Source organism: Nostoc sp. (assembly GCF_054880495.1).
On record NZ_JBTYKD010000094.1, the window covers coordinates 104009 to 119573 of the forward strand.

Sequence of the window (15565 nt, forward strand, 5' to 3'; positions counted from 1 at the left end):
TCGCGTCTCTCCAAACAGACGCAATTAATCGCGTCTCTACCTCTACCAAACCTTCCAAGGAGCCTGACTATTTTTCCATAACCCTTCGAGATAGTTTTTATCGCGTAAAGTATCCATCGGTTGCCAAAAACCATGATGTTTAAAAGCAGATAGCTGTTCCATATCAGCTAGCTTTTCTAATGGCTCTTGTTCCCACACCGTAGAGTCATCAGCAATCAAATTGATTACTTCTGGTTCTAACACAAAATAACCGCCATTAATCCAAGCTCCATCACCTTCAGGTTTTTCTCGAAAGCTGGTGATTTTAGTTTGCTCATTTCCTAAGGAAATGGCTCCAAAACGTCCGGCTGGTTGAACGGCTGTGAGTGTTCCTAAACTATTTTGTTGTTTATGAAACTTAATTAGCTCGGTGATATTAATGTCACTTACACCATCACCATAGGTGAAACAAAAAGTTTCATTACCAACATGTTCGCTGATTCGCTTTAAGCGTCCGCCTGTCATTGTATTATCACCTGTATTCACTAAGGTGACACGCCAGGGTTCAGCATAACCAGAATGCACGTTCATTTGGTTAAATCGCATGTCAAATGTAACATCTGACATATGTAAGAAATAGTTAGCAAAATACTCTTTAATTATGTAACCTTTGTAACCACAACAAATGATGAAGTCATTAATGCCGTGGGCAGAGTAAGTTTTCATTATGTGCCAGAGAATTGGCTTACCACCAATCTCAACCATCGGCTTGGGTCTGATACTAGTTTCTTCACTGAGGCGTGTACCAAGCCCTCCAGCCAAAATCACCGCTTTCATGCAATTACCTCGGAGATTTGTAGGGATATTATTATTTGACTTTATCGACATGAAGAGGATGCACTTAGATAGAGAAAAATTGATTTCTGATTTCTCTTTCTCCGTCAACAATCTAACTGTAATTTTCGCCAAAATTATGAAGGAAATATAAATTAAAATCTTTTCTATATAAAAGCTGTATGAATATCTAAAAATACGGAAATCAATTACTCAATTAAATAAAAATTTCACCCATAAAATAACTAGGATTAGCGTCAGCTAACCCTAGTCAAGCTTGATTTCTGAAATCAAAACTAATAATATGTCAGTAACAAAACTTACTTGTTTTTAGTTAGTTTTTTGGATGCTAGTTGATCCTTGGAATAAAGGGTCACATTTGTTTTCTACGACTACGCACATATTACTGAGTGCTTGCTGATAATTATCCATATCATCTTGGTCAAGAAAGATTTTGGCAGATGCCTGTATATCTTGGATAGCTTTCGTCTGGTTTTTGTTAGATTGACTACCGCCATATTGTGCCAGTTCATAGCGAACCATACCTCGTTTGAGATATGCTTTAGCTAGTTTGGGGCTAATAGTTAATGCTTGGTTAAAGTCAGCGATCGCTAGCTGATATTCTTGCTCATAATTGCTGCTATATTGAGCAATTTGATAATAGACAACACCCCTCTGAAAGTAAGCTTCGGCTTTGGATACATTCAGTTTTATTGCCTGAGTAAAATCTGCGATCGCTCTTTTATAACCTTGTTGAGATTCACCGCTATATTTAGCCATTTGGGTGCGGACAATCCCCCGTCTGACATAAGCTTCAATTTCCTTACTATCCAGACCGATAGCCCGATTATAGTCAGCGAGCGCTAGGTTATATTGTTGATCAGGATCATTGCTATATTCGGCGAGCATATAGCGGGCATTGCCCCGATTTACAAGAGCTTTGATTTGATTGGGGTTGATTTGGAGAGCTTGGCTATAATCTGCAACTGCTCCTTCGTAGTCTTTCAGGTTATAACGGGCATTGCCACGGTTTACAATCGTTATGGCAAATGTAGGTTCTTGTTCAATTACTTGGCTAAAGTTGGCAATTGCTTTTTCATAGTCTCGCTCTTTGTAAGCAGCATCACCCTGCTGATTGTAATCAGCGACGCTGAGTTTGTTATTTATCTGGCGAGAATTCAATGCTTGTTGGGTGTAAGCATTTTGGGAAATAAACGGCTGAGTAAATTTAATCATTATATCCGCATATCCCAATAGGCCAAAACCCAGCAAGCAAGAAATAATCGGGTACAATTTTGACTTCTTGGAAGCTTTATAATATGAACCGCTTGGGGTAATTGCTGGTTGCCAATAATTAGCTAGGTGCGATGACATGGCTCGCTGTGGAAAACGCGGTGTCTGCGTGTAGTGCTTTTTCGCTTTGATTCGCGGTTGTAGATGTTCTCTAGCTTCTATAGCCCGATGTGATGGAAAGGGGTCGCGTCCGCCTAATCGCACGGTACGTTCACACCACGGACAGGCACGCATGTGGTTGTTGTAGCGATGCTGGGGATTTGTCGTGCAGGTAATCAGGGAATCTTCGGCTTCAGCTATTGCCGAGAGCCAAGTCTGGGCACTGGGGCGCAGCAGTGGGTTATTGTGACCCTCTTCAAAACAACGGAGAAATAGTTCCTGTAAGGCGGGATGGAGAATTTCCCAAGGGGGCGCAATCGGTGTAGGCAGGTAGGGTACGTGCCGCTTTTCGCTGTAAGTGAAATGACCCGATGCAATCCGGGCTTCGTAGGGCGGTGGCTCAATAGCACCTTGAAAAATCCCCGAAAATGGGTGGGTGCCTTCCATTAAGAGTTGAAATACCAGCACCGATAACCCGAATAAATCGTGAGAGATTTCGCGATCGTGTTGGGCAAAAGTTTTATTCTGGAGTTCTGGTGGGGTAAACTCTGGTTTACCTACTGGGCAACGATAGACAACATTGTTGTTTCGGTCGGGTACTTGGAAAGAGTCTGTATCTATCAAAGTCACCAGTGCGGTGTCACTGACGAGGATATTTGACTCGTTCACATCACCAATGCAATATCCACTAGTGTGCAAAGCTGCAAAAGCTGCCGCCAAGTTCCGAGCGGTGCGGAGCAGGTACTGATAGTTGAATAGGGGGCAGTGTTGGCGACGGGTTCTGGGGTTGTAAAAGTCGATGATTGGACGCATCCCCTGAATATGTGGCATCAAAAAGCCAAGGATGCTATTTTTGCCATCTGCTGCCCGTAATAAATCCTCTGGCCAAGCGATAGAGATATGCCCCAAACTAGCCGTCGGGTTTTCTGGCGGATTGGCAAGCATCGCCTGGAGTTTATCAGCATGGGCAGTCGTTGGCTTATGATAAATCTTTGCCACCAAGTTGCTATCTGATGGCACTGCATAAACACAAGCTTCACCGCCACGCCCCAAACTGACATTGAGGCTAAGGATTTCTTTTCTAGGAGAACAACGTAGTACCTGCATAATGAAATTACCGTTAACGGAAGTTATTGTAAGATGTGAAACCTGTAGATGTATTGCTTATGACTCGTTGAAGGCAGCTATAATGAGTGTTAAATCATCATCAGTGCGTTGTGTAATCCGTTCTGAGCGTAAAAATTTTACTAACTGCTCCTTGGCTTCTGTCTTATCCTTGGTATTGGCTACAAATTCAAACAGGGGAAAAAAGAACGGTTTGTGAGGTTCGCCAACAACCATATTCAAAGCCAGCATTTGTAGTCCGTCAGTAATGATACCAACATTTACTATATCTGTGCGCCATAATCTGATCTGCGCTGTATCTAAAGCGTTAGGCGAAGTTAAAAAAGTGGTTTCGTTGATGTATTCGCCGCTATCAGGTATAGTCAGTGCGAGGAGATTGCCCATGCTATCTTTTGCCACTGCCAAACCATCACCTATCTGTGCCACAGCCACAACTTCTGGTGTGGCAATCATCATAATTAAGGTAGTTGCTAAATCTTGAGGCTGTTTGTCACTAGTAACCGCCTCAGCCTCCACAGCTTTTTTAGCAGCTAGTATGGCATCATTTAAGAGCGATCGCACCAATGCATCATCAGTTAAAATTTTTCGCGTCAGTCCTTTGGTGGAAATGTTTTCTATTGCTGTCTCCACAGCAACCATCGCTCCCACTTTTCCCAGACTAGCAGAACCCGCACCATCTGCTGCGGCCGCCACTAAAATATTATCTGACAATATCTGCCAATGATGAGCATCCTGACATAACTGCTTGTTTTTTAAGTGACTTGTACCACATACAGAGGCAGCCACAATCCGCCATTGAGTAATCTGTTTTGATATGTTCATAAATTTTGTTCCAGCAGCTAGCTGTGTAAACATCAAGCTGCGATTTTTAATGCTTCGCGGAAGTCCCCATCTTCTAGTGCGTCCGCTACGCGAATAAGGTAGTGATTCGATGGGGATTGTGAGCACAACGACCGCGCTCAGTGACCACGGGGGATGAGGATTGCATCCAGAATTAATTTTGTACAAAGTAAAAACAAATTTTGGATGGATGACGAATCCCCAATTTTTTCGGGTATTATAATTAATGTCTTGACCATCAATGCCATAAGCGAAAACCTTTTCTTATAGGTATATGTTGCAAGAGAACCCTTCTCTTCGAGAGGCTGCGCCAACGAGAGGCTGCGCCAACGAGAGGCTTCTCTTTCAGAGACGCTAACGTGAACGCCAACGACTTCGCTCAGGGGAAAAGATTCGGGTCTTGGGAACCAGGACTCCTGACAAAAGGAGGGAATGTCAGACCAAAAAAACTATGGAGTAATTGATGGCTATTCCCGATGAATTGGGAGAGCTAAGACTCTGTTCCGTAGGCAAGTCTAAGTAGTTCACTTAAACAGTCCCCCAACCAATCGGCGGTAGTGCTACCTGTTCGTCCACCTGCGAATGGGAAACAGCCGCCATACTAGTTGACAACCAAACAAACATCTCAATAAAATTTAATCCTTTGAGTTTTAATGGAGTACGCACAGTTATTTGATTTAAACGCGTCATGTTCGCATTTTCTACACCAACTGTAAAAAATGCTACACGTTTGTTTGCTTCATCTCCCTGTAAGCGCTGGGATGCTTGGTCTACCACATGCTCTAACTCGCCTTGCGGTTCTCCATCGGTAATCATGAATACCCAAGGACGATAGTAAGCAATTCCATTGGCACGATACTGAGATTTCCGCTCTTGAATTATGTCTAAAGCTTTATGAATTCCTGCACCCATCGTAGTCAAGCCCTGTGCTGTCAAAATCGGCGGATTGAATTGATCCGCAGTCACAAAATCTTGTATTACATTGATATTACTATCAAAAGTGACAATCGCCACTTCTACCCGTCTGGCAGCTAAAGAATTTTTGACTAATTCATCCTTTAAACTTAGTAAACCCTGATTTAAAGCCTCAATCGGATCTCCTTGCATCGAGCCAGATGTGTCTAGTAACAGCACACAAGGACAACGTGGTTCTGGGTTCTCAGCAAATTCTACTACTTCATCAAGTCTTAATGTATCATGCATAACTTTTTGTGTTATGTTAAAGTTCAACGTTTTATTTTCCTTTTCTCAGAGTATATAATTACAGTTGCCGAAGCCACTACAGAATATAGTATCTAGTCGTAGATGGTCTAATCTTTATTAAACAAATTATTTTCATGAAGTTCTCTATATTAAGATGAACTTGAGCATAGCTTAGTTTATCAAAACTGACCATTACCTGTTGTAATGTATTTACCAAAAAGTTATATCCATTAAACCTACAGTACAATAAATACGTAAACTTTCCTAGATAAGTTTTTAAAGATTTTATGTAGGAGAATCGGTTCTTTAGAGAAAAGTGATTGACCATAATGAAGATCATTAGCTCTATAAGTATACCAGTGTAACTACGGAAACTTAGAATCAAATTTGCCTCTTTAAGAGAGTGGGCATAAATAAACGTCATTATTAAGGTCTTCAGCCAAGAGTTGTCGGTAGTGAGTAAAGCTTGGAGGCAACCAACATCTACTGATAGTCTAGCCATAATCAGTGTTTACCTTTATTCATACCCACCTACTTGTTTTTTGAGATAAATTAGGTATAATGTGCCAAATCTAACAAATATATTTTAAACCTTATAATTTTTAATATAGTTATACATATTTTAAAATAGATAATTTGTGTGTAGAGAAATATGACAAAGAAGAAAATGTTTCATCGCTGATATTTTCAATTTACAAATGTTCGGTTGTTGATTCCGTAAAAAACTTGAAAAATATGAATAATTCAGGTGCATTCACCAAACTACGTCCTCTAAGTTTATTAAGACAGTTATCCAATTGCTCCGACAGTACTTGTTTACAAGCATTAAGTAACTCAGTTTCTTGGTCGATTTACTTAGAACAGGGCAAAATAACCTACGCTACCCATTCAGTGGAACCATTTGACCGATTAGAACGTCATTTGCGTCGCCTCAGCCACCAAATTCCACTACTTACTAGCGAGGTTCGTGTTCAATTACGTCTGATGTTTGAACCTGATTCACACGGTCAGTTAATCGAACATAATAGCAATTCCATCAGCGGCCCTCCTGAATATCAGGCTATATCCTGGCTTGTTAGTCAACAACATCTACATTCTCCACAAGCAGCAATGCTGGTTCAAGAATTAGTTAAAGAGGTGATTGAATCATTTTTGCTCATCAAAAAAGGCACTTATAAATTAACAGAACCACTGAATAGAATGCCAAAAAATTGCCGGCTAGATGTAGAAAAAGTTCTCGAATGTTGCCAAATGGGATTACAGAATTGGCAGGCTTTTGTTCCCCAAATTTCTTCTCCCTATCAACGTCCATATCTGTTGATTAACAGCAAACTTGAGGAAAAAGATTTACCAAACCTCCAGCCATATCTAACTAATTGGATGAAGGGTTTTAGCCTGCGTCATCTGGCTGTAATTTTGAATCAAGATGAAATCCAACTAGCTGACAATTTATACCCTTACATCGTTAATGGTGCGATTATCTTGCATGAACCTGATCCACCATTTGATAGATTACCAAAGATTTTTGAGCAGCGATATCTACCACCGGCTACGCCTACGCTTCTCTCAAAATCAATTACAGACTTAGTTCATAGCAAAGAAAAACTAAGTATCACCCTCAACTCTTATGCAGTTATTTCTGAAGAGAATATAGTTCCTGTTCAGCGATTATCACAGATTTCTGCTCCTCCAAAAGCAAACTTTCAGGAACCAACAATATCAAATAACATAAATCCTGCTTCCCAAAGAGTAACGGCTGCTACTGTAACGGCAGAAAAAATCCACAAAATCGTTTCTGTAGATGATAGCCGCACAATTCTCAAAGAAATTAGCTATTTCTTAGAAAATGAAAGTTTTTCTGTAGTGACTATCAACGATCCAATAAAAGCTGCTTTGTCAATTATAAGGCACAAACCGGACTTAATTTTGCTGGATTTAAACATGGTAGGAATCGATGGTTATGAGTTGTGTCGAATTATACGAAATAATTCAATATTTAAGAGGACTCCGATCATTTTTGTCACTGGGAATAAAGGAATTGTAGACCAAGTAAAAGCGAGATTAGTAGGGGCATCTGGATATCTGACTAAACCGTTTACTCGCACCCAATTACTGAAAATGGTCTTTATGCATTTGACTTAAATTAAGCATAAAATATTTCGTAATTCCTAATTAGAAGAATTTGCATATGGCTACTAATCTAGAAATTGACGAAAACTTAATTAAGGAAGCTCTTGAACTTGGTGGTCATCCAACTAAGGATGCTGTTGTTGAAGAGGCATTACGAGAGTATGTACAGCGTCGAAAGCAACTGAAAATTCTGGAGTTATTTGGTACGATTGAATACGACGATGATTATGACTACAAGCAACAGCGTCGGAGTCGATGAAAGTCATTGTTGATACTTCAATTTGGTCTTTAGCTCTCAGACGTAATTATAAAGTTGACGACTCACCCTATGTTGCAGTGTTGCAAGAATTAATTGCTGATGGTCGAGTTGCTTTGTTAGGTGCTGTTCGGCAAGAGATACTCTCAGGGATTCGTGACACCAACCAATACAATCGGCTAAAAAATTATCTCCGCGCATTTCCTAATCTTGAGTTAGATATGGAAGACTATGAACTTGCTTCTGAGTTTTATAATACTTGCTGAAGCAACGGTATTCAAGGTGCAAACACAGATTTCCTCATTTGTTCCGCAGCCGCTCGGAGAAATTACAAAATAATAACCACAGATAACGATTTTGAGAATTTCAGTCAGCATATTCCCATAACATTGCTTCAATGCTAGGTCTACGCTACTTAGGGACTGACAAGAAATAAATTATCCATATTGTGGGGTGGGCAGGAAAGCCCGCCCTGAATATGGGACGGGTGCGGACACCCATCCCACAAGAAAATTTGGGATGTTTTTTTATTTGGAAGTTCCTTATGCTTTCAACAGTGATTTAATTCGCTGCTTCACCAGATGATAACTGTTGTGTAAAAAAGCCATCCGCCTTTTCCTTTCTTTTTTTACAGCTTGTTCCGCATACCAATTAGACCAAATTGAATTATCAAGGTATTGAAAAAATAAATCTTTGTCAGGATGGTTACAACTATTCTGCCAAGGCTTATCCCCAGTTGAAAAATGAATAATCTCAGGATTATTCATTAGCTGATTGAATACATCTTCTGTAAACGGACTATCTTGCCAAGATGAATATCGAAACAAATATGGCATTTGATTCCATCCAGGTTCAAGTTCCCCCCATTTTCCTGCAAGAATAGCATTCAAAGCATCTTGATCATGCCACCGCACATACTGTTTATTTATTGTCAAATACTCAATTACTTTTTCAAAAATCTGATCTTCGCGCCATTTTTTGAGATTCATTACTAGAACCCCGGAATTAAAGTATTTAGATTCTGGAGAAATGCCAAGCTCTTGATAATTTATCAGTCCTCTCGGCGAAGATACATAAGGCGCTCCCAGATCCTGTGCTGCCAAGAGATAATATTCTCCAATATCAATATTCCATAATCCCTCTATATTTCCTTGTACAATCACATCACTATCAATGTAAATTGCCTTATCAAATTGCTTTGGTAACAGTTGAGGAATTAAAAGCCGATAGTAAGCAGCAATTGTAATGGTGGATGAAATCTGTACATTTTTGAAGTGCTTTTTTTTGGGCTTGAGCCAATTGATACTGACTTCCTCAGATGTTAAGCTTTTGATAATTCTCTGTTTGTTGAGTTTACTAATTCCACCATCAATAATATATAGAACCAACTTGTGTTCACTTTGGAAATTGGCAATAACTGAGCGGGTAGCCGATGCTATAGGCATAGAGTAGTTATCATCAGCAGCGCAAACAAGAATAATTGGTTTTTCGTTTGATAGGATTGTCATTATTACATTTTTATATAATTTAGATATTGCTAATATAAACGCAGATATTTTAACATAATCACCTGATAAATATTCAAGCTAACGCCTGTTTTGCTGATTCATTTTACCTCATTGAAAGTTTGGTATTCAAACAATCATATATCAAGGATTTTACTTGATTTACGTTACATGACTTTACAACGCGCCCTCTTTGCGATCGCCTCTCGTACCTAGTTAGCTCAATTGTTTGTAATAGGGTACTTACTCGCACACATAAATCATAGAAAGTCTTTAACTTAGGACTTACGCAAAATATCTCTCAAACTCTGATTTCTCTGTGTCGCGCCAGTTGCTACAACTCTTGGAACCCCTGCAACACACTGGCTTCTCTGCGCCTCTGCGGTAGCCTGCGGGAAGCCGCTTCTCTTTTCTTCTCTTCTCTTGGAGAGGCTGCGCTAACGAGAGGCTGCGCCAACCAGAGGCTTCTCTTTCAGAGACGCTAACGCGAACGCCAATGCGTCTACATTATTCCGTAACTTGTGCGTAAGTGCTATAACTGTTCAATCGTGGGTTCCATTTGTATATATAATCTACTGAATCTTCGACATTGACAGAAACCAAGACACCAAGAAAAGATTAGCATGAAAGATTGTTCTGCCAGTCTAACGTAGTAGGATTGTTCAAGTGAAAGGGTACGTCTTGCGGGACGAGTAGGCATCGATCGCTAGTAAACACCCTAAAATTAGAGCAAAAGACGATTCCTAAAACAAGCACACTCCATGCGTATTTCTCTAAATTGGCTGCGCGAACTAGTAGAGATAAAACTTAGTCCAGAAGAATTAGCCGAAACCCTGACAATGGCTGGGTTTGAGGTTGAAGAGATTGAAGATCGCCGCACTTGGGCAAATGGCGTGGTGATCGGGAAAGTGCTTGAGCGTCAACCCCATCCCAACGCCGATAAATTGAGTGTTTGCCAAGTGGATATCGGTACAGGTGAGACTTTAAATATTGTCTGTGGTGCTGCCAATGTCAAGGCAGATATTTATGTACCAGTGGCAACTACGGGTACTTACTTACCCAAGATCGATTTAAAAATTAAACCTGCAAAACTGCGTGGTGTCCCATCTCAGGGAATGATTTGTTCTTTAAAAGAACTTGGTTTGCCCACCGATGTAGACGGAATTCATATTTTTACCCAGGAAAATTTACCATTGGGTAGTGATGTGCGTCCGTTGTTGGGTTTAGATGATGTAATTTTAGACTTAACTGCAACTGCTAATCGCGCTGATGCTCTGAGTATGGTAGGCGTAGCTAGAGAAGTAGCAGCTTTGACGGGTGGAAAGTTGAGCATTTCTGAACCTGATGAAGTCTCTATTTCCAAAAATGCCAGAAATTTAGCTTTAAAAATCGCCGATACCCAAGCTTGTCCTGCATACATTGGTACGGTAATTGAACAGGTAAAAATTGCTTCCTCTCCCGAATGGTTGCAACAGCGTTTGCGGGCGGCTGGGGTACGTCCCATCAGTAATGTTGTGGATATTACTAACTACGTTTTGTTGGAATGGGGACAACCATTGCACGCTTTTGATTGCGATCGCCTACAATCTCTTGCAAGTAGTGAAAATTTAAGCATCGGCGTCCGCTTCGCCACTGCGCGAGAATCTCTCAAAACCCTAGATGGACAAACTCGCGCCCTATCAACCCAAAATTTGTTAATTACCGCCAACGAAAAACCCGTTGCACTGGCGGGAGTCATGGGTGGGGAAGAAACAGAAGTCCATGAAGGCACTCAAAGGCTCGTTTTAGAAGCGGCGTTATTTGATTCCGTGGCAATTCGGCGTTCTTCCCGGAGTGCAGGCTTAAGAAGTGAGGCTTCTGGTAGATATGAACGGGGAGTTAACCGGGCTGAGTTGGAAATTGCTAATCGCCGCGCCTTATCCTTAATTAGCGAATTGGCTAGTGGAATTATTGTACAGCAGGAAATTGCGGACACCCGCCCCAATAAATCTACCTGGAGTCATTCCATCGCACTGCGTTTAGATCGAGTTAATCAAATACTGGGGCCAATCGATTTGGGAAAAGACACAGGTGAACTCCAAGAACAAGATGTTGAGCGCATCCTGACTGCATTGGGATGTCAGTTGACTCCTTCAGGAGAAGATAGTACACATCAACGTACATGGTCAGTTTCTGTCCCACCCTATCGTTACCGCGACTTAGAGCGAGAAATTGATTTAATTGAAGAAATTGCCCGTCTCTATGGGTATAACAAATTCTGTGATACCTTACCAGAAAAAGCGGAAGCTGGCTATCTGCCTTTAGATGAAGAACTGATTCGCAACTTACGAGCTTTCCTCCGGGCTGAAGGATTGACAGAATTAATCCACTATTCTTTAGTCAAACCAGGAGAAGATAGAGGGATAGTATTAACAAATCCCTTGTTTGTCGAATATTCGGCACTGCGAACTGATTTGATATCTGGGTTAATTGATGCCTTTCGATATAATTTAGAGCAGGGTAATGGTGCCCTTAACGGTTTTGAAATCGGGCAAATTTTCTGGCGAGAAGAAGACGGTTTGCAAGAAACAGAAGCCCTTGCGGGGATTGTGGGAGGCGATCGCACCCTTGGCAAATGGGCAAAAAGTGGCCGCGAACAACCGCTCACCTGGTTTGAAGCCAAAGGTATTTTAGAAAGTGTATTTCGGCAACTTGGTTTGGAAATTGAATTTCAACCCGATCGCCGCGACGATCGCTTACATCCAGGACGCACCGCTTCTCTGTGGATTCGGGGTAACAGACTGGGAATTTTTGGGCAATTACATCCGCAATTGCGACGAGAAAAAGGCTTACCAGATTCCGTTTACGTTTTCCAGTTGGATCTAGATGTGCTTTTAGATTCTCTAGGACAAGATGAAATTCTTGTGCCAACATTCGGTTCCTACTCTACCTATCCAGCTAGCGATCGCGACATCGCCTTTTTTGCACCAGTGAAAATCTCAGTTGCGGAAATTCAAAAAGTAATTACCAAAGCGGGTAAAGATTTGCTCGAATCGGTAGAATTATTTGATGAATATCGTGGTGAAAATGTAAAAGAAGGGCAGCGGAGTTTAGCATTTCGTTTAGTTTATCGGGCTAGCGATCGCACTCTGACTGAGGCAGAAGTTGAACCAGTACACAATAAAGTCCGCGAAGCTTTAGTGGAAAAATTCGGCGTTAACCTGAGAAGTTAGTTATTGGGCATTGGGCACTTGTACTGACTTGTACTGAGCGGCGTCGTTGGCGCAGCCTCTCGTAGAGAAGTATTGGGCATGGGTTATTCCCCTTGTCTGCCTTATCTCCCTTATGCCCCTTATCCCCCTTGTCTCCCTACTCCCTACTCTCCACTCGCGTTCATTTTTTTAAATTTTAAATTGATTAACCATGCCTAAATATGTAGTCTGGGGAACTTACTGCGAAGACGTTCTCGAAAAACGTACCCCCCACCGTCAAGCTCATTTAGACGGATTAGCAAAACAGAAAGAATCCGGTGTGCTGATTACTATTGGTCCCACCAAAGATGTTACAAAAGTTTTTGGGATTTACGAAGCCGAAGACGAAGCCACTGTACGCCAGTTAATTGAAAATGACCCTTACTGGAAAAATGGCATCTGGACTGAGTATTCTGTTAAAGAATGGATTCAGGCTTTTTAAATTGGGTATTGGCATGGGAAGATGAGAGAAATAAGCATAAACGTTGAACCTCTGAGCTTGAAATTTGAACCTTTGAGCATAAGCGTTGAACCTCAGAGCATAAGCGTTGAACCTCAGAGCATAAATAAACGTTGAACCTTTGAGCATAAACGTTGAACCTTTGAGCATGAAACTTGAACCTTTGAGCATAAACGTTGAACCTTTGAGCATAAAACTTGAACCTCTGAGCTTGAAACTTTCAGTTTTAACTCTCCCCCATCTCCTATGAAAATTTGGCAGGCTGATTTTTTTCGTCGTCCGTTAGCAGATGCATCTGGACAAATTTTATGGGAGTTGTTGATTTGTGACGCAACTCGCAGCTTTCAATATGAAGCTAGCTGTCTCCAGTCAGCAGCAAATTCTAATTGGGTTGCTGCTCAATTTGAATTCGCTGCTGGTGAAAAATTGCCAGATGTGATTCAGGTATTTCGTCCTCAGTCACTAAGTTTAATTGAGGCGGCTGGACGTAATTTAAGTATAAATGTCGAACCTACCCGCCATACTTTGGCGTTGAAGCAGTGGTTACAAGAAAAGCAATATCCTTCAACGCTGGATAAACCACCCCCAGCACCATTACCAGAAAATCTCTGGGGAGAACAATGGCGTTTTGCGACTCTAGCTGCTAGTGATGTAGAAACGAGATTTAGCGATCGCCCCATTCCCATTTTGCACATCCCAGAACATCTCAAACCCATCAATTTGGGTTTGGCATCAACAGTGCCCGTCCCTGGTGTAATAATTTATGGTGGACGCCAATCAATGCGTCTAGCACGCTGGTTGCAGCAAGCTCATCCTGTGGCGTTAAACTACATTTCTGGCACACCGGATGGCTTAATATTAGAAGCTGGCTTAGTGGATAGGTGGATTGTTGCCACATTTGAAGATCCAGAAGTTACAACAGCAGCCCAAGCATTTGAACAACGGAAACAGCAAAGTCGAGGATTGCATTTTTTGTTAGTTCAACCAGACGATTCCGGCATGACTTATAGCGGCTTTTGGTTGTTACGAGCAGAAGATTGATATTGATTGACAAAAATAGCGTGTTGATTGTTTTCGTCGCAATGCTGAAGGAAGATGGGTTTTATATAGTTATAAAGTAAATCAAGAATTACAGTTAATCAGCCTAAACTTTGCCTGTTCCCTAGCGGACATTTATGAACATGTGTCCTTTCCGGAAACATAGACTTGGTAAATTATATGATGATAAAATCATACTAAATAGTAATACTAAAAATTCATACAGATGCTCAAAGTCACAATTAGCTTAGAAGAAGATATTCTACAATTCGTAGATCAGTATGCACAAGGAAATCGTAGTGCATACATCAATACACTGCTGGCAGAACACCGCCACCGAATTTTAGCAGCAGAAATGATTACAGCCCTCAAGCAGGATGCAGAAGATCCAGAGTATCAATCTGAAATTTCTACGTGGGATACCGTTGCTGGAGATGGCATAAATGTTGTTGATATTAATATATTACTCGGCTTTAAATCGATTATTCATAGTGATATCGACAAGTGAGAAAATCAATCTGAGTACTTGCCACTCGATATACAAGGCGATGTTCTAAATCAATTCGCCGCGACCAAATATCTGCATCCATATATTTTAATACTTCTGGTTTACCAATACCCTCAAACGGGTGTTGCATTACAGCTGTAACCAAATCTAATATTTTCGATGCTTTCTGAAAATCTTGCTTGAACTACCAAGCTAAATCTTCTTTAAATTTAGAACTAAAACCAGGACTTCGATTAACAACAACTGGCTTAATTTCACTAGATTCAGCTTTCTTTTTCTTCTTCTTGCTCAATTCCCAACTCCTGCTGAAGTTCTGCGATCGCTTGAGGTTGGATATTGCCAGTTTTCGACTCCTCTATTGCATCTAATAAACGACGCGCATTAGCAGGCGATCGCAAAAGATACACCGTCTCTAGCAAACTTACCAAATCTGACTCAGCAATCAAGGCTACATTTTCACCATCACGACGATTGCTCATATACACCTGATGATTTTCGGCTACCAGTTCTAACAACTTAAAAAAGTAATTTCTTGCATCGGTTGGAGATGTGATTTTGTAAGGCAACATTACTTGATGTACATAAATCTGTACATATATTATAAACTCTCTTACAGTGCTATGAATCAGCTTTAAGACTGGCGCTCTTTGAGGTGGCGAAGTATAAACAGCCGGTGTTGGTGGATAGAAAACCCCTGGCTGATAGACAGTAGTTTCGCTAACTTTACTGCTGTAATGCTTATATAGCAACGGACAGGTAGCTTAGGACAGCAATAAAATCACAAAGTAGGCTGTTGAAGGGGCGTTTCCCGCCAACTGTCCTAACAGCTTTGGCGATTGCTATATAGCAAGACTTTTAGGCTAGTGTGGCTCTGGTCTCACCAACCATCAGTGCGATCGCTTCGACGATGGCGTAGCTGATCACACTGCTATAAAAAAGGTTTGGGTAATAAATTATTTACTGTTCTATGAAATTAACGTTGTTAAGTTACTCAGCAGGTGTAGTTTTCACCTTCAGGCTGTGTTAGATATTGTGACGCAAAACAGGAGTATAGATACGTTGCGA

13 protein-coding genes and 1 pseudogene are annotated in these 15565 nt (G+C 41.1%); 7 read left to right on the plus strand and 7 right to left on the minus strand.

Annotation, left to right across the window (positions count from 1 at the left end; genetic code table 11):
- Positions 1 to 42 precede the first annotated feature (42 nt).
- The 4 genes from rfbF to ACYTXL_RS10850 form a co-directional block, all read right to left on the minus strand.
- A complete protein-coding gene (gene rfbF, locus ACYTXL_RS10835) occupies positions 43 to 816 on the minus strand; it encodes a glucose-1-phosphate cytidylyltransferase (protein WP_461924733.1) in 774 nt (257 codons plus the stop codon).
- Between the two features lie 327 nt (positions 817 to 1143).
- Positions 1144 to 3312 carry a tetratricopeptide repeat protein gene (locus tag ACYTXL_RS10840; protein ID WP_461924734.1) on the minus strand — a complete coding sequence of 723 codons (2169 nt, stop codon included), beginning with the start codon at positions 3310 to 3312 and terminating at the stop codon, positions 1144 to 1146.
- Between the two features lie 57 nt (positions 3313 to 3369).
- Positions 3370 to 4152, minus strand: a complete 783-nt coding sequence (locus ACYTXL_RS10845; protein ID WP_292790669.1) for a PP2C family serine/threonine-protein phosphatase — start codon at positions 4150 to 4152, stop codon at positions 3370 to 3372.
- Positions 4153 to 4698: 546 nt separating this feature from the next.
- Complete coding sequence (locus ACYTXL_RS10850; protein ID WP_461924735.1) at positions 4699 to 5373, minus strand: vWA domain-containing protein; 675 nt, start codon at positions 5371 to 5373, stop codon at positions 4699 to 4701.
- 735 nt (positions 5374 to 6108) lie between these two features.
- On the opposite strand from ACYTXL_RS10850, the gene ACYTXL_RS10855 reads away from it, so the two are divergent.
- The 3 genes from ACYTXL_RS10855 to ACYTXL_RS10865 are packed head-to-tail and all read left to right on the plus strand — an operon-like array spanning position 6109 to position 8025.
- Positions 6109 to 7515 (plus strand): response regulator, encoded by a 1407-nt coding sequence (locus tag ACYTXL_RS10855; RefSeq protein ID WP_461924736.1) that lies wholly within the window; start codon positions 6109 to 6111, stop codon positions 7513 to 7515.
- A gap of 46 nt (positions 7516 to 7561) precedes the next feature.
- Positions 7562 to 7762: a type II toxin-antitoxin system VapB family antitoxin gene (locus ACYTXL_RS10860; protein ID WP_181927572.1), complete on the plus strand. Its 201-nt coding sequence runs from the start codon at positions 7562 to 7564 to the stop codon at positions 7760 to 7762.
- Positions 7759 to 8025 (plus strand): PIN domain-containing protein, encoded by a 267-nt coding sequence (locus tag ACYTXL_RS10865; RefSeq protein WP_461924737.1) that lies wholly within the window; start codon positions 7759 to 7761, stop codon positions 8023 to 8025. Before ACYTXL_RS10860 ends, ACYTXL_RS10865 begins: the two co-directional genes overlap by 4 nt.
- A 276-nt stretch (positions 8026 to 8301) precedes the next feature.
- On the opposite strand, the gene ACYTXL_RS10870 is transcribed toward ACYTXL_RS10865, so the two are convergent.
- Positions 8302 to 9267: a glycosyltransferase family 8 protein gene (locus tag ACYTXL_RS10870; RefSeq protein WP_461924738.1), complete on the minus strand. Its 966-nt coding sequence runs from the start codon at positions 9265 to 9267 to the stop codon at positions 8302 to 8304.
- Positions 9268 to 10025: 758 nt separating this feature from the next.
- Here ACYTXL_RS10870 and pheT point away from each other — a divergent pair.
- The 4 genes from pheT (at position 10026) to mazE (ending at position 14500) form a co-directional block, all read left to right on the plus strand.
- Entirely contained in the window at positions 10026 to 12476 is a 2451-nt protein-coding gene (pheT, locus tag ACYTXL_RS10875) for a phenylalanine--tRNA ligase subunit beta (RefSeq protein ID WP_461924739.1), read from the plus strand.
- Positions 12477 to 12666: 190 nt separating this feature from the next.
- Entirely contained in the window at positions 12667 to 12936 is a 270-nt protein-coding gene (locus ACYTXL_RS10880; protein ID WP_334757203.1) for a YciI family protein, read from the plus strand.
- A 264-nt stretch (positions 12937 to 13200) separates the two neighbouring features.
- Positions 13201 to 13995 carry a Tab2 family RNA-binding protein gene (locus ACYTXL_RS10885; protein ID WP_461924740.1) on the plus strand — a complete coding sequence of 265 codons (795 nt, stop codon included), beginning with the start codon at positions 13201 to 13203 and terminating at the stop codon, positions 13993 to 13995.
- Between the two features lie 223 nt (positions 13996 to 14218).
- On the plus strand, positions 14219 to 14500 hold the full coding sequence (gene mazE / locus ACYTXL_RS10890; RefSeq protein WP_461924741.1) for a type II toxin-antitoxin system MazE family antitoxin: 282 nt from the start codon (positions 14219 to 14221) through the stop codon (positions 14498 to 14500).
- Here the strand turns inward: mazE and ACYTXL_RS10895 are convergent.
- A pseudogene (locus ACYTXL_RS10895) lies at positions 14475 to 14792 on the minus strand (Txe/YoeB family addiction module toxin). The gene mazE and the pseudogene ACYTXL_RS10895 overlap by 26 nt on opposite strands.
- Positions 14764 to 15069 carry a type II toxin-antitoxin system Phd/YefM family antitoxin gene (locus ACYTXL_RS10900; protein WP_461924752.1) on the minus strand — a complete coding sequence of 102 codons (306 nt, stop codon included), beginning with the start codon at positions 15067 to 15069 and terminating at the stop codon, positions 14764 to 14766. Before ACYTXL_RS10900 ends, ACYTXL_RS10895 begins: the two are co-directional and overlap by 29 nt.
- Between the last annotated feature and the right edge of the window lie 496 nt (positions 15070 to 15565).

Excerpts from the sequence above, each read along its gene's own strand:
- ACYTXL_RS10865 (WP_461924737.1), top strand. The coding sequence starts at position 7,759 with ATGAAAGTCATTGTTGATACTTCAATTTGGTCTTTAGCTCTCAGACGT.
- ACYTXL_RS10855 (WP_461924736.1), top strand. The coding sequence starts at position 6,109 with ATGAATAATTCAGGTGCATTCACCAAACTACGTCCTCTAAGTTTATTA.
- ACYTXL_RS10840 (WP_461924734.1), bottom strand. The coding sequence starts at position 3,312 with ATGCAGGTACTACGTTGTTCTCCTAGAAAAGAAATCCTTAGCCTCAAT.
- ACYTXL_RS10860 (WP_181927572.1), top strand. The coding sequence starts at position 7,562 with ATGGCTACTAATCTAGAAATTGACGAAAACTTAATTAAGGAAGCTCTT.
- mazE (WP_461924741.1), top strand. The coding sequence starts at position 14,219 with ATGCTCAAAGTCACAATTAGCTTAGAAGAAGATATTCTACAATTCGTA.
- ACYTXL_RS10850 (WP_461924735.1), bottom strand. The coding sequence starts at position 5,373 with ATGCATGATACATTAAGACTTGATGAAGTAGTAGAATTTGCTGAGAAC.
- ACYTXL_RS10880 (WP_334757203.1), top strand. The coding sequence starts at position 12,667 with ATGCCTAAATATGTAGTCTGGGGAACTTACTGCGAAGACGTTCTCGAA.
- ACYTXL_RS10870 (WP_461924738.1), bottom strand. The coding sequence starts at position 9,267 with ATGACAATCCTATCAAACGAAAAACCAATTATTCTTGTTTGCGCTGCT.
- ACYTXL_RS10885 (WP_461924740.1), top strand. The coding sequence starts at position 13,201 with ATGAAAATTTGGCAGGCTGATTTTTTTCGTCGTCCGTTAGCAGATGCA.
- rfbF (WP_461924733.1), bottom strand. The coding sequence starts at position 816 with ATGAAAGCGGTGATTTTGGCTGGAGGGCTTGGTACACGCCTCAGTGAA.
- pheT (WP_461924739.1), top strand. The coding sequence starts at position 10,026 with ATGCGTATTTCTCTAAATTGGCTGCGCGAACTAGTAGAGATAAAACTT.
- ACYTXL_RS10845 (WP_292790669.1), bottom strand. The coding sequence starts at position 4,152 with ATGAACATATCAAAACAGATTACTCAATGGCGGATTGTGGCTGCCTCT.
- ACYTXL_RS10900 (WP_461924752.1), bottom strand. The coding sequence starts at position 15,069 with ATGTTGCCTTACAAAATCACATCTCCAACCGATGCAAGAAATTACTTT.